This window comes from Luteibacter sp. 1214 (assembly GCF_031455395.1).
In the GTDB taxonomy this organism is placed as follows: domain Bacteria; phylum Pseudomonadota; class Gammaproteobacteria; order Xanthomonadales; family Rhodanobacteraceae; genus Luteibacter; species Luteibacter mycovicinus.
This window is the reverse complement of record NZ_JAVDSQ010000005.1, coordinates 111,990-124,378: the sequence shown is the minus strand read 5'-3', so window position 1 is coordinate 124,378 and position 12,389 is coordinate 111,990. Positions and strand designations below refer to the sequence as shown.

General features: G+C 64.0%; 13 protein-coding genes. All 13 read right to left on the bottom strand.

From position 1 onward, the window contains the following. Nucleotides 1-13: 13 nt before the first annotated feature. Entirely contained in the window at nucleotides 14-2,068 is a 2,055-nt protein-coding gene (gene nuoL / locus J2X57_RS13230) for an NADH-quinone oxidoreductase subunit L (protein ID WP_036112222.1), read from the bottom strand. A 4-nt stretch (nucleotides 2,069-2,072) separates the two neighbouring features. After that, nucleotides 2,073-2,378 carry an NADH-quinone oxidoreductase subunit NuoK gene (gene nuoK, locus J2X57_RS13225; RefSeq protein WP_036112219.1) on the bottom strand — a complete coding sequence of 102 codons (306 nt, stop codon included), beginning with the start codon at nucleotides 2,376-2,378 and terminating at the stop codon, nucleotides 2,073-2,075. Then, a complete protein-coding gene (locus J2X57_RS13220; protein ID WP_036112216.1) occupies nucleotides 2,375-3,034 on the bottom strand; it encodes an NADH-quinone oxidoreductase subunit J in 660 nt (219 codons plus the stop codon). Before J2X57_RS13220 ends, nuoK begins: the two co-directional genes overlap by 4 nt. Nucleotides 3,035-3,053: 19 nt before the next feature. Then, nucleotides 3,054-3,545, bottom strand: a complete 492-nt coding sequence (nuoI, locus tag J2X57_RS13215; RefSeq protein WP_036112213.1) for an NADH-quinone oxidoreductase subunit NuoI — start codon at nucleotides 3,543-3,545, stop codon at nucleotides 3,054-3,056. A gap of 5 nt (nucleotides 3,546-3,550) precedes the next feature. Further along, nucleotides 3,551-4,573, bottom strand: coding sequence for an NADH-quinone oxidoreductase subunit NuoH (gene nuoH, locus J2X57_RS13210; protein WP_036112211.1), 1,023 nt, complete (start codon nucleotides 4,571-4,573; stop codon nucleotides 3,551-3,553). A 3-nt stretch (nucleotides 4,574-4,576) separates the two neighbouring features. Further along, nucleotides 4,577-6,889, bottom strand: coding sequence for an NADH-quinone oxidoreductase subunit NuoG (gene nuoG / locus J2X57_RS13205; protein WP_309867761.1), 2,313 nt, complete (start codon nucleotides 6,887-6,889; stop codon nucleotides 4,577-4,579). Then, complete coding sequence (gene nuoF, locus J2X57_RS13200; protein WP_036112206.1) at nucleotides 6,886-8,229, bottom strand: NADH-quinone oxidoreductase subunit NuoF; 1,344 nt, start codon at nucleotides 8,227-8,229, stop codon at nucleotides 6,886-6,888. The genes nuoG and nuoF overlap by 4 nt, the downstream gene beginning before the upstream one ends. Before the next feature lie 10 nt (nucleotides 8,230-8,239). Beyond that, nucleotides 8,240-8,767 (bottom strand): NADH-quinone oxidoreductase subunit NuoE, encoded by a 528-nt coding sequence (gene nuoE / locus J2X57_RS13195; RefSeq protein ID WP_036112204.1) that lies wholly within the window; start codon nucleotides 8,765-8,767, stop codon nucleotides 8,240-8,242. 21 nt (nucleotides 8,768-8,788) lie between these two features. Next, complete coding sequence (locus J2X57_RS13190; RefSeq protein ID WP_239709167.1) at nucleotides 8,789-10,018, bottom strand: NADH-quinone oxidoreductase subunit D; 1,230 nt, start codon at nucleotides 10,016-10,018, stop codon at nucleotides 8,789-8,791. 27 nt (nucleotides 10,019-10,045) lie between these two features. Next, entirely contained in the window at nucleotides 10,046-10,774 is a 729-nt protein-coding gene (locus J2X57_RS13185; RefSeq protein ID WP_309867755.1) for an NADH-quinone oxidoreductase subunit C, read from the bottom strand. A 14-nt stretch (nucleotides 10,775-10,788) separates the two neighbouring features. Then, entirely contained in the window at nucleotides 10,789-11,343 is a 555-nt protein-coding gene (locus tag J2X57_RS13180; RefSeq protein ID WP_036112197.1) for an NADH-quinone oxidoreductase subunit B, read from the bottom strand. Next, a complete protein-coding gene (locus J2X57_RS13175) occupies nucleotides 11,334-11,690 on the bottom strand; it encodes an NADH-quinone oxidoreductase subunit A (RefSeq protein WP_036112196.1) in 357 nt (118 codons plus the stop codon). Before J2X57_RS13175 ends, J2X57_RS13180 begins: the two co-directional genes overlap by 10 nt. Before the next feature lie 320 nt (nucleotides 11,691-12,010). Continuing rightward, nucleotides 12,011-12,370: a PilZ domain-containing protein gene (locus J2X57_RS13170; protein WP_036112194.1), complete on the bottom strand. Its 360-nt coding sequence runs from the start codon at nucleotides 12,368-12,370 to the stop codon at nucleotides 12,011-12,013. Nucleotides 12,371-12,389: the final 19 nt, after the last annotated feature.

Sequence of the window (12,389 nt, the reverse complement as noted above, 5' to 3'; positions counted from 1 at the left end):
TAGCTCGTTTCCCTTATTGCCCGATCAGCCAGTACCCGCCGAGGAGCAGGATAAGACCGAGGATCATGGCGAACGCGTAGTGGAAGAGGAATCCGGATTGCAGGCGACGGGTGCCGCTCGCGATGCGCTGTACGAGGCCGGCCGAGCCGTTGACGATGGCGCCGTCGATGATGGCGGTATCGCCCACCTTCGAAAGACCTTCGCCCAGCTTGACGCCGCCCTTCGCGAACACCGCGAAGTAGAGTTCATCGATCCAGTACTTGTGGTCGAGCAGGTTGAACACCGGCTTCAACGCGTTCTTCGCCTTGTCGGCGACGGACGGGTTGAACAGGTAGACGTAGGTGGCGACCACGAAGCCCGCGAACGCGATCCAGAACGGCGGCTGCAGGAACCCATGCAGGCCGGCCGCCAGCGCACCGTGGAACTCGTGACCGAGTTCGCCGAGCACGTTGTTGGCTTCGTTGACGTGGATCGCCTTGCCGAACCAGTCGCCGAACAGCATCGGACCGACCGTGAAAGCACCGATCAGGATGGACGGAATGGCCAGGAGCACCAGCGGTACGGTGACGACCCACGGCGACTCGTGCGGTGCATGCTCGAGAACGCCCGGCGTGTGATGGCCGTGATCGTCGTGCGCGTCGTCGTGGTGGTCGGCATGGGCGTCATGACCGTGGCCATGCGCCTTGTGCTCGACGGTGAAGCGCTCCTTGCCATGGAAGGTCATGTACAGCAGGCGGAAGCTGTACAGCGAGGTCACGAAGACGCCGCCCATCACGCAGAAGTAAGCGTACGTCGCGCCCCAGCGATGCGACTCGCCGACGGCCTCGATGATCGCGTCCTTCGAATAGAAGCCCGAGAAGAACGGCGTACCGGCCAGGGCCAGCGAGCCGATCCACATCGTGATCCACGTCACCGGCATGTACTTGCGCAGGCCGCCCATGTAGCGCATGTCCTGCTCATGGTGCATGCCCATGATCACCGAACCCGCGCCGAGGAACAGCAGCGCCTTGAAGAAGGCGTGGGTCATCAGGTGGAACACGGCGCCGCTATAGGCGGACACGCCGAGCGCGACGGTCATGTAGCCGAGCTGCGAGAGCGTCGAGTACGCGATAACGCGCTTGATGTCGTTCTGCACGATACCGATCAGGCCGGTGAAGAAGGCCGTGGTCGAACCGATCACCAGGATGAAGGAAAGCGCACCCTCGGTCAGTTCGAAGATCGGCGACATGCGCGCGACCATGAAGATACCGGCGGTCACCATCGTCGCCGCATGGATCAGCGCGGAGATGGGGGTCGGGCCTTCCATCGAGTCCGGCAGCCACACGTGCAGCGGCACCTGGGCCGACTTGCCCATGGCACCGATGAACAGCAGGATGCCGATCACGGTCGCGGCGTCCCATGCATGGTTCTGCGTGATCTGCAGCGTCTTGCCGACCAGCTCGGGAGCGTGGTCGAAGGCGGTCTGGTAGTCCAGCGTCCCCATGAAGTACAGGATGGCCGAGATACCGAGCAGGAAACCAAAGTCACCCACGCGGTTGACCAGGAATGCCTTGAGGTTCGCGAAGATCGCGGTCGGACGCTTGTACCAGAAGCCGATCAGCAGGTACGACACCAGGCCCACCGCTTCCCAGCCGAAGAACAGCTGCATGAAGTTGTTGCTCATGACGAGCATCAGCATCGAGAAGGTGAACAGGGAGATGTAGCTGAAGAAGCGCGTATAGCCCGGGTCTTCTTCCATGTAGCCGATGGTGTACAGATGCACCAGCAGCGACACGAAGGTCACCACCACCATCATCATGGCGGTGAGACGGTCGACCATGAAGCCGACCGACGCGTGGTACTTGCCGATCTCGAACCAGGTGTAGATGTCCTGGTTGAAGTTCTGCGCACCGGCGAAGACCAGCTGGTAAAGCACGTAGAACGAAAGGGCGCAGGAGATGCCGACACCGAGGATGGTCGCGGTGTGCGCCCCTGCCCGGCCGATCACCCGACCGAACAGGCCGGCCAGGATCGAGCCCACCAGCGGCGCCAGTGCGATCGTCAGCAGGATTGAAAGCGAGAGACTCATCGGATCAACCCTTCATGCTGTCGATTTCGGCGACATTGATCGTGCTGCGGTTACGGAACAGCAGGACCAGGATCGCCAGGCCGATGGCGGATTCCGCCGCGGCCACGGTGAGGATGAAGAACACGAAGACCTGGCCGCCGACATCGCCGAAAAAGCGCGAGAAGGCGACGAAGTTGGTGTTCACCGCCAGGAGCATGAGCTCGATCGCCATGAGCAGCACGATCACGTTCTTGCGGTTGATGAACAGTCCGGCGACCGCGATGCAGAAGAGGATCGCGCCGAGGACGATGTAATGGGAAAGCGTGATCACTTGGCGTTCTCCTGCGTCGGATCGACAACCGGGGCCGGAGCCGGGCTGACGGAAGCCATGGTTTCGCTGGCGACCTTGACCACGCGGACGCGGTCGGTGGCCTGGACCACCACCTGCTGCGAGGCGGTCTGATGCTTCACGCCCAGACGCTGGCGGAGGGTCAGGGCCACGGCGGCCACCACGCCCACGGTCAGGATCAGTGCGGCGATCTCGAACGGAAGCAGGAAGTCGGTGTACAGGGCCTTGCCCAGCCAGGCGACGTTGGACTCACCCGCCGGGTTGGGACCGAGCGTATGGGCGTGCATGGCCTTGACGCCGATCATCGCCAGCATTTCGACCAGCATGACCAGGGCGACGATGATGCCGACCGGCAGGTAGCGGATGAAGCCCTCGCGGACGACCTCCTGCTTGATGTCGAGCATCATGACGACGAAGAGGAACAGCACCATCACCGCGCCGACGTAGACGACGACGAGGGCGATGGCGAGGAACTCCGCTTCGGCCAGCAGCCAGACGCAGGCCATGCTGAAGAAGGTCAGCACCAGCGAGAGCACGGCATGGACCGAGTTCTTCACGGTAATGACCATCAGCGCGGCAATCACGGATATGCCGGCGAAGAGGTAGAAACAGATGAGTTGGAGCAGATCGGTATTCATCGCTTGTTCTCCGGGCGCCTCAGCGGTAAGCCGCGTCTTGCGCGCGGGCGGCAGCGATGTCCTGCTCGAAGCGGTCACCGATGGCCAGCAGCTGGCCCTTGGTCACCACGTTCTCGCCGCGATGTTCGAAGTGGTACTCGTGCACGTGCGTTTCGACGATGGAGTCGACCGGGCAGCTCTCTTCGCAGAAACCGCAGAAGATGCACTTGAACAGGTCGATGTCGTAACGCGTGGTTCGGCGCTGGCCGTCTTCCGGCCGCGGAGCCGAGTCGATCGTGATGGCCAGGGCCGGGCACACCGCCTCGCACAGCTTGCACGCGATGCAGCGCTCTTCACCGTTGGCGTAACGGCGCAGGGCGTGCAGGCCACGGAAGCGGTTCGACTTGGGGATGTGCTCGAACGGGTAGCGCATCGTGTACTTCGGGCTGAACATGTAGCGCATGGTCAGGCCCATGCCGGCGAACAGCTCGAGGAGCAGGAGGCTCTTCAGGTAATGGATAACGCGGGTCATGGCGATCAGGCTCCCGTGCCGAGGTGGACCCAGCCGAAATACTTCAAGCAGCCGGCGACGAGGACCCAGACGATGGTGATGGGGATGAAGACCTTCCAGCCGAGGCGCATGATCTGGTCATAGCGGTAGCGCGGGAAGCTCGCGCGGAACCACAGGAACAGGAAGGCGAAGATGAAGGCCTTGATGAACAGCCAGTGGAAACCGCCGTGGCCCAGGAGGCCCCACGATTCCGGGAACGGCGACAGCCAGCCACCCATGAAGAAGATAGAGGTCAGGAAGCTGACCAGGATCATGTTGGCGTATTCCGCGAGGAAGAACAGCGCGAACGGCGAGCCGGAGTATTCGACGTGGAAGCCCGCGACGATTTCCGATTCGCCTTCCGCCACGTCGAACGGTGCGCGGTTGGTTTCCGCCACGCCTGAGACGAAGTAGACGACGAACACCGGCAGCAGCGGCAGCCAGTACCAGGTGAAGAAGTTGCCCGCCTGCGCGTTGACGATAGCCGAGAGGTTCAGGCTACCGGTGAGCACCAGCACGCAGACGATCGACATGCCCATGGCCAGCTCGTACGAGATGACCTGAGCCGCCGCGCGCATGGCGCCGAGCATCGCGTAACGCGAGTTGGACGACCAGCCGGCGAGGATGATGCCGTACACGCCCATCGAGGTCATGGCCAGCAGGTAGAGCACGCCGGCGTTGACGTTGGCGAGCACGACTTCCGGACCGAACGGCACCACCGCCCACGCGGCGAGCGCCGGTACCAGCGCCAGCAGCGGCGCGAGGTAATAGAGCACACGGTTGGCGTTGGTCGGAAGGATGACTTCCTTCAGCAGCAGCTTGACGACGTCGGCGAAGGCCTGAAGCAGACCGGCGGGACCGACCTTGTTCGGCCCCATGCGGACGTGCATCCAGCCCAGCACCTTGCGCTCCCACCAGACGTACAGTGCGACGCCGATGACCAGCGGCAGCACGATCGCCAGGATGAAGAGGATCGGCAGCAACAGGTGGTCGAAGAGTTGATCGGCCATGGTTTACGCCTTGCTCACGGTAATGGCCGCGCCGTATGGGGGCAGCATGGCGGTTTCGGAATGCGCGGCTTCGATCCAGACGGCGCCGGCAGGCACCGCCGCGTCGAAAGCCACCGGCAGGACGACGTCGCCGATGCGCGCGTTGGCGCCATCGGAGAGACCGAGCTTGCCGGCCTCTTCCGCACCGATGCGGATGGCGGCGGGACGGTTCAGCGGATGCGCATTGAGCGCACCGGCACGGCGAAGCACGGCGTCGCCGCGATAGATCGGCGTGGTGGCCAGACGCGAGAGCGAGACGCCGTTGTTGCGCGAACCCAGCACCTGGCGGACTTCCGAAGCGCGTTCGGTGAACCCTTCACGCAGACCGGCGAGGTCGTCGAACTCGAAGCCCGCCACGTTGAGCATCCCGCCCAGCGCGCGCAGCACCTTCCAGCCCGGACGGGCGTCGCCCGGTGCCTTCGCACCGGCGACGACGGTCTGCGCCGTACCTTCGACGTTGACCAGGGTCGCGTCGATTTCCGGCGTCAGACCGATCGGCAGGATCACGTCCGCCGAGTCCTTCAGGGCGTTGCTGGCGTATGCCGCGAAGGCCACGACCGTCTGCGCCGAATGCATCGCTCGCTGCGCGAGTGCGCCATCGGCGAAATCGTGCGGCGGCTCGACGTTGTACAGGATGTAACCCTTACGGGCCTGGGCGAGCATGCCGCGCGCGTCCAGACCGCCAGCGGTCGGCAGGACGCCGACCGACGACAGGCCCAGCGCGTTGGCGCCGACCGGGATTTCGTTGAAGGCCGCACCGGCCGCCTGCGCGATGAAGCGAGCGATGGCACGCAGCCACGAGGCTTCCGGATGGGTGACCGCGGCGTGGCCGAAGATGACCACCGCGTTCTCGCCGAGCGCCTTGAAGGCGTCGCGGTGCGCGTCGGTCGTCTCCACGCCGTTCAGCGCGGACGCCAGCGACTCCGGCACCGAAGCGCCGTTCTCGCCGGCCGCCTTGGCCAGGATCAGCAGTTCGTTCACCAGCGCGTGCGGCGCGGCGACCGATTCACCGGCCAGCGGGTAGTTGAAGTTGAAGTGGGCCGGATTGACCGCGTACACCCTGGCGCCCTTCTTAACCGCCTGACGCAGGCGATGGTTGAGGAGCGGCACTTCGTGGCGCAGGTCCGAACCGACCAGCAGCGCGGCCTTGACCTTGTCGATCGAAGCGATCGGCGAGGCGAACGGCTTCGAGAACGCATTATCCGCGAAGTCGAGCTGACGCAGGCGGTGATCGACGTGGGCACTGCCCAGACCGCGTGCGAGACGGACGATCAGCTCGCCCTCCTCGTTCGACGTGGCGCCGTTGACCAGCACGCCGAGCTCGGCGCCGGAGATGCTCCTGAGCGCTTCGGCGGCGACAGCCAGCGCGTCGTCCCAGGTCGTCGCCGACCACTGGCCGTTGCGCTTGACCATCGGGGTCTTGACGCGGTCCGCCGCGTACAAGCCCTGATGGCTGTAACGGTCACGGTCCGAGAGCCAGCACTCGTTGATCGTCTCATTGTCGCGCGGCACGTTGCGCAGCACTTCGCCGCGGCGCGTATGCATCCACAGGTTGGAGCCGAGCGCATCGTGGTAGGCGATGGACGGACGCGCGATCAGCTCCCACGCGCGGGCCTGGAACTGGAACGGCTTGTTGGTAAGCGCGCCGACCGGGCAGACGTCGATGATGTTGCCCGACAGTTCGCTCTCGATGGTCTTACCGATGTAGGTGCCGATCTCGAGGTTTTCACCGCGGCTCATGCCACCCAGCTCGTACGTGCCGGCGATCTCGCTGGTGAAGCGGACGCAGCGCGTGCACTGGATGCAGCGGGTCATCTCGGTCGCGATCAGCGGGCCGATGTTTTCGTCGGCGACGGTGCGCTTGCGCTCGTTGTAACGCGACACCGAGCGGCCGTAACCCAGCGAGACGTCCTGCAGCTCGCACTCGCCGCCCTGATCGCAGATCGGGCAGTCGAGCGGATGGTTGATCAGCAGGAATTCCATCACGTTGCGCTGCGACTTCAGCGCCTTGTCCGAGCGCGTGAAGACCTTCATGCCCTCACCCACCGGCGTGGCGCAGGCAGGCGCGGGTTTCGGCATCTTCTCGATTTCCACCAGGCACATGCGGCAGTTGGCGGCGATCGGGAGCTTGCGGTGGTAGCAGAAGCGCGGGATGGCGATACCGACGGCGTCGGCCGCCTGGATGATCATCGACCCCTTGGCTACCTGCACCGGAACGCCGTCGATCTCGACGTTGACGAGGTCCGGCGCGGCATTGGCTACGGGCTGCGCACTCATGCAGCGACTCCAGTGGTGACCGTGTCAGCCGGACCGTCGACGATCGAACGGCCATGCTTCACGTAGTATTCGAATTCGTGCCAGAAGTGGAACAGGAAGCCCTGCACCGGCCACGCCGCGGCTTCGCCGAAGGCGCAGATGGTGTGACCTTCGATCTGACCGGCGATCGCCTTCAGGCGATGCAGGTCGTCTTCCGTGCCCTTGCCTTCGACGATGCGCGAGAGCACGCGGTGCATCCAGCCGGTGCCTTCGCGGCACGGGGTGCACTGACCGCACGACTCCGCCATGTAGAAACGCGAGATGCGGTGGCAGGCGCGGACCATGCAGGTGGTCTCGTCCATGACGATCACGGCACCGGAACCCAGACCCGAACCCGCCTTCTGCAGCGAGTCGTAGTCCATGGTGCATTCCATGATCTTCTCGGCCGGCAGCACCTTCATCGAGGAGCCGCCCGGGATCACCGCCTTGAGCTTGTTGCCGTTGCGCACACCACCGGCCAGCTGCAGCAGGTCGGCGAACGACGTGCCCAGCTTGATCTCGAAATTGCCCGGGTTGGCCACGTGGCCGGACACCGAGAAGATCTTCGGGCCGCCGTTGTTCGGCTTGCCGATGTTGAGGAACCACTCCGCGCCGTTGCGCAGGATGGCCGGCACCGAGGCGTAGGTCTCGGTGTTGTTGATCGTGGTCGGACGACCGTACAGGCCGAAGCCGGCCGGGAACGGCGGCTTGAAGCGCGGCTGCCCCTTCTTGCCTTCGAGCGATTCCATCAGCGCGGTTTCTTCGCCGCAGATGTATGCGCCGGCGCCGAGCGCGTTGAAGATGTCGACATCGATGCCGGAGCCGGCGATGTCCTTACCCAGCAGGCCAGCCGCGTAGGCTTCCTTCAGGGCTTCTTCGATGTGCTCGAACGGCTCGTGATGGAACTCACCGCGCAGGTAGTTGTAGGCGACGGTCGAGCCCGTGCAGTAGCAGGCGATGGCCAGGCCTTCGAGCACCGCATGCGGGTTGAAGCGCAGGATGTCGCGGTCCTTGCAGGTGCCCGGCTCCGACTCGTCCGAGTTGCACAGGATGTACTTCTGGCCGGGTGCCGTGCGCGGCATGAACGACCACTTCAGGCCGGTCGGGAAGCCCGCGCCACCGCGACCGCGCAGCGCGCTCTTCTTCAGTTCTTCGATCAGCGCGGCGGGATCCGGCTTCTCGGCCAGGATCTTGCGCCAGGCCTTCCAGCCATCCATCTTCTCGTAGCTTTCGAGCGCCCACGGCTTCTCGAAATGCAACGTCGTATAGACGACCTGGTGTTCCTGCGGTGCGGGTCCGACCGGACCAGTGGTGCTAGCCATTGCCCTTACCTCACTTCAGACCGTCGAGAATGGCGTCGACCGATTCGGCCGTCAGCTTCTCGTGGTAATGACCATTGACCACCATCATCGGCGCGCCGGCACACGCGGCCAGGCATTCCTCTTCCTGCTTGAGGTAGATGCGGCCGTCGGCGGTGCTCTCGCCCGTCTTGATGCCCAGCTTCTTCTCGCACTGACGCACGATGCCTTCGGCACCGTTCAACCAGCAGGAGATGTTGGTGCAGATGGCGACGTTGTTACGACCGACGGGCGTCGTCTCGAACATCGAGTAGAAGCTCGCGACTTCGTACGCCCAGATCGGCGGCAGGTCGAGGTACTTGGCGACGGCGGTGATCAGCTCGTCGGTGAGGTAACCGACGTTCTGCTCCTGCGCCGCCATCAGCGACTGGATCAGCGCGGAACGCTTGCGATCCGGCGGGAACTTGGACACCCAGTGATCGATGTGCTGACGGGTGTGATCGTTGAGCACGGCGAGGGGATCGACGTCCTTGACCTGCTCGAATTGACCGGTGGCTTTCATGATTCAGTTCACTCCGTCGACTTAGCGGTCGACTTCGCCGAAAACGAGATCGTAGGTGCCGATCATCGCGACGACGTCGGCGAGCATATGGCCCCTCACGATCGCGTCCATGGAGGACAGATGCGCAAAGCCGGGCGCGCGCAGATGCACGCGGAAGGGCTTGTTGGCACCGTCGGACACGAGGTAGCAGCCGAATTCGCCCTTCGGCGCTTCGACGGCGGCATAGGTTTCACCGGCCGGCACACCATAGCCCTCGGTGAAGAGCTTGAAGTGGTGAATCAGCGCTTCCATGTCGTTTTTCATCTCTTCACGACTGGGCGGAGCGACCTTGTAGTTCTGCACCATCACCGGGCCCGGGTTGGCCTTCAGCCACGCCACGCACTGCTTGATGATGGCGTTCGACTGGCGCATCTCCTCGACGCGGACCAGGTAGCGGTCGTAGCAGTCGCCGTTGACCCCGACGGGGATATCGAAGTCCATGTCCGCGTACGCGGCATACGGCTGCTTCTTGCGCAGATCCCAGGCGATGCCCGAACCGCGCAGCATGGCGCCGGTCATGCCCCAGGCCTGGGCCTTCTCGGGCGGAATCACACCGATGCCGACCGTACGCTGCTTCCAGATACGGTTGTTGGTCAGCAGCGACTCGTATTCGTCGACGCGCGCCGGGAAGTCGTTGGTGAACTCGGTGAGGTAGTCGAGCATCGAGCCTTCGCGCCAGGCATTGAGGCGCTTGAGGTCGCCGCCCTTGTGCCACGGCGACTCGCGATACTTCGACATCTGCTCCGGCAGGTCGCGATAGACGCCACCCGGACGGTAATACGTGGCGTGCATGCGCGCGCCCGACACCGCCTCGTAGACGTCCATCAGCTCTTCGCGCTCACGGAACGCGTAGAGGAAGACGGCCATGGCGCCGAGATCGAGTGCGTTCGAACCCACCCACATGAGGTGGTTGAGGATGCGGGTGATCTCGTCGAACATCGTGCGGATGTACTGCGCGCGAACCGGCGCCTCGATACCCAGCAGGTTCTCGATGGCGCGCACGTAGGCGTGCTCGTTGCACATCATCGACACGTAGTCGAGGCGGTCCATGTAACCGATGGACTGGTTGAACGGCTTGGACTCGGCGAGCTTCTCGGTGCCACGGTGCAGCAGGCCGATGTGCGGATCGGCGCGGACGATCGTCTCGCCGTCCATCTCCAGCACCAGGCGCAGCACGCCGTGCGCAGCGGGATGCTGCGGGCCGAAGTTCATCGTGTAATTGCGAATTTCTTCCACGGCTTAATTCTCCCGCCAGTGATCGGCGGATTCCGCCCTGGCCTGATCGAGATCGGCGTCATTACGGATCGTGCGCGGAACGAGCACGCGCGGTTCGATCGAGACCGGTTCGTAGACGACACGCTTCTGTTCGGGGTCGTAGCGAACCTCGACGTTGCCGATGAGCGGGAAGTCCTTGCGGAACGGATGGCCGACGAAGCCGTAATCGGTGAGGATGCGGCGCAGATCGGGGTGACCATCGAAGATGATGCCGAACAGATCGAACGTCTCACGCTCGAACCAGTCCGCGCCCGGGAAGATCGGCGTGATGGACGGAACGACCGGGAACGCGTCGTCTTCGCAGAACGCGCGCAGGCGAATGCGCTGGTTCAGCTCGATCGACAGCAGGTGGATGATCGCGGCGTAGCGGCGCGGCTGCTCGACGTTGCGCGGACGCTCCGCCCACGTGAAGCGGCCTGCGCCCTGCCCTTCGACGCCGCGCGAGAAGCTTTCGCCGTGCGCGGTGTCGGTGTCCCACTCGGTCTGGCCGTAGCTGAGGTAGTCGACACCGCACACGTCGATGACGATGGTGAAGCGGAAGCCGGCTTCGTCGCGCAGCGCGGTGGCGACGGCGGTCAGGTCGCGCGGAAACACCTCGGCGGTGACCTCGTTGCGCTCGACCTTCACCGTCAGCATGTCGCCGAAACGCGCGGCGAGCCGTTCGACCAGCGAGGTCTCGTTAGTAACGCTCATGTTCGAAGCCCTGTTCAGCGCGCGATCGTGTGGGTGCGACGGATCTTCTTCTGCAACTGCAGGATGCCGTGGATCAGCGCTTCGGCCGTCGGCGGGCAACCCGGCACGTAGATGTCGACCGGCACGATGCGATCGCAGCCACGAACGACCGAATACGAATAGTGGTAGTAGCCGCCGCCATTGGCGCAGGAGCCCATCGAGATGACCCACTTCGGCTCGGGCATCTGGTCGTAGACCTTGCGCAGCGCGGGGGCCATCTTGTTGACCAGCGTACCGGCGACGATCATCACGTCGGACTGGCGCGGGCTGGGACGGAAGACGACGCCGAAGCGATCGAGATCGAGGCGCGCGGCACCCGCGTGCATCATCTCGACGGCGCAGCAGGCCAGACCGAAGGTCATCGGCCACATGGAACCGGTGCGGGCCCAGTTCATCAGCGCATCGATGCTGGTCACGCCGAAACCGCGGTTGACGACCGGTGCGTCACCATTGGGGCGCAGGATGTCGTCGACGAGGTTGAGCGGCGCCGGGTTGTGCATCACCCGGTCGATGGTGGTCATCACTCCCATTCGAGTGCTCCCTTCTTCCAGACGTAAGCAAAGCCGACGACAAGCAGCGCGAGGAACAGCGCCATCTCGACCAGGGCGATCAGGCCGATCTTGTCGAACACCACCGCCCACGGGAACAGGAAGGCGATTTCGAGATCGAAAATGATGAAGAGGATGGCGATGAGGTAGTAGCGCACGTCGAACTTCATGCGCGCATCTTCAAAGGCCTCGAAGCCGCACTCGTAGGGCGAGAGCTTCTCCGCGTCGGGACGGCGGGGACCGGCAAGCATGCCGAGCGCCATCAGGACGATACCTAGGCCAACGGCCACGGCAATGAACAACAGGACGGGCCAATATTGGGCAAGCACGATGCTGCGTACCTCCGCGCCTCACTGGGCGCATCAGTGACCGTCGGCGGGGACGAGCGGTCCGGCTAGGGTCGCCGGAGTTTTTTTCGGATCGATCCAAATGGATCGATCCGAGCCGACGCGACGGGCGCGCCAACGACTCCGGATATCCACAATCTCACGTTGGGGAACCGAACTATTGTACCAGTGCGTGCAGGTATACCTACAAGCCTTAATGCGGGAAAAACATCACCGCGTGAGGCAAAAACCTCACCCCATGCATGCAATCGCAGCGTTTTGCGGCGGGAAGACCTCGGAAGGGCGCCGGATGCACCCTCCTCTCACATGGTCTGGGTCGGACGCTCGGAGGCGAGGCTACCGGCGAGAAGGGCCTCGATACGCTGACGGGCGGCTTCGCTCTCAGACGATTCGTTGAACTGGATGCCGACGCCGGCCGTACGATTGCCCTGCGCGCCGACGGGGGTGATCCAGACGACCTTGCCCGCGACCGAAAGGCGCTCGTTTTCGTCGATCAGGGTGACCAGCAGGGCCACTTCGTCGCCTAGGCTGTAGCGCTGCGCCGTGGGCGCGAACAGGCCGCCGGTCTTGAGGAACGGCATGTAAGCGACGTAGAGCGCGTTCACATCCTTGATCTTCAGCGAAAGGATGCCCTGACGCGGCGAGGAGACGTTGGCGTTCATGCAAGCGATTTCCCTGTGA

What these genes read in the sequence shown, in the direction of transcription:
- nuoL (WP_036112222.1), bottom strand. Translation starts at nt 2,068, where the DNA reads ATGAGTCTCTCGCTTTCAATCCTGCTGACGATCGCACTGGCGCCGCTG.
- J2X57_RS13220 (WP_036112216.1), bottom strand. Translation starts at nt 3,034, where the DNA reads ATGAATACCGATCTGCTCCAACTCATCTGTTTCTACCTCTTCGCCGGC.
- nuoI (WP_036112213.1), bottom strand. Translation starts at nt 3,545, where the DNA reads ATGACCCGCGTTATCCATTACCTGAAGAGCCTCCTGCTCCTCGAGCTG.
- nuoH (WP_036112211.1), bottom strand. Translation starts at nt 4,573, where the DNA reads ATGGCCGATCAACTCTTCGACCACCTGTTGCTGCCGATCCTCTTCATC.
- nuoG (WP_309867761.1), bottom strand. Translation starts at nt 6,889, where the DNA reads ATGAGTGCGCAGCCCGTAGCCAATGCCGCGCCGGACCTCGTCAACGTC.
- nuoF (WP_036112206.1), bottom strand. Translation starts at nt 8,229, where the DNA reads ATGGCTAGCACCACTGGTCCGGTCGGACCCGCACCGCAGGAACACCAG.
- nuoE (WP_036112204.1), bottom strand. Translation starts at nt 8,767, where the DNA reads ATGAAAGCCACCGGTCAATTCGAGCAGGTCAAGGACGTCGATCCCCTC.
- J2X57_RS13190 (WP_239709167.1), bottom strand. Translation starts at nt 10,018, where the DNA reads ATGAACTTCGGCCCGCAGCATCCCGCTGCGCACGGCGTGCTGCGCCTG.
- J2X57_RS13185 (WP_309867755.1), bottom strand. Translation starts at nt 10,774, where the DNA reads ATGAGCGTTACTAACGAGACCTCGCTGGTCGAACGGCTCGCCGCGCGT.
- J2X57_RS13180 (WP_036112197.1), bottom strand. Translation starts at nt 11,343, where the DNA reads ATGGGAGTGATGACCACCATCGACCGGGTGATGCACAACCCGGCGCCG.
- J2X57_RS13170 (WP_036112194.1), bottom strand. Translation starts at nt 12,370, where the DNA reads ATGAACGCCAACGTCTCCTCGCCGCGTCAGGGCATCCTTTCGCTGAAG.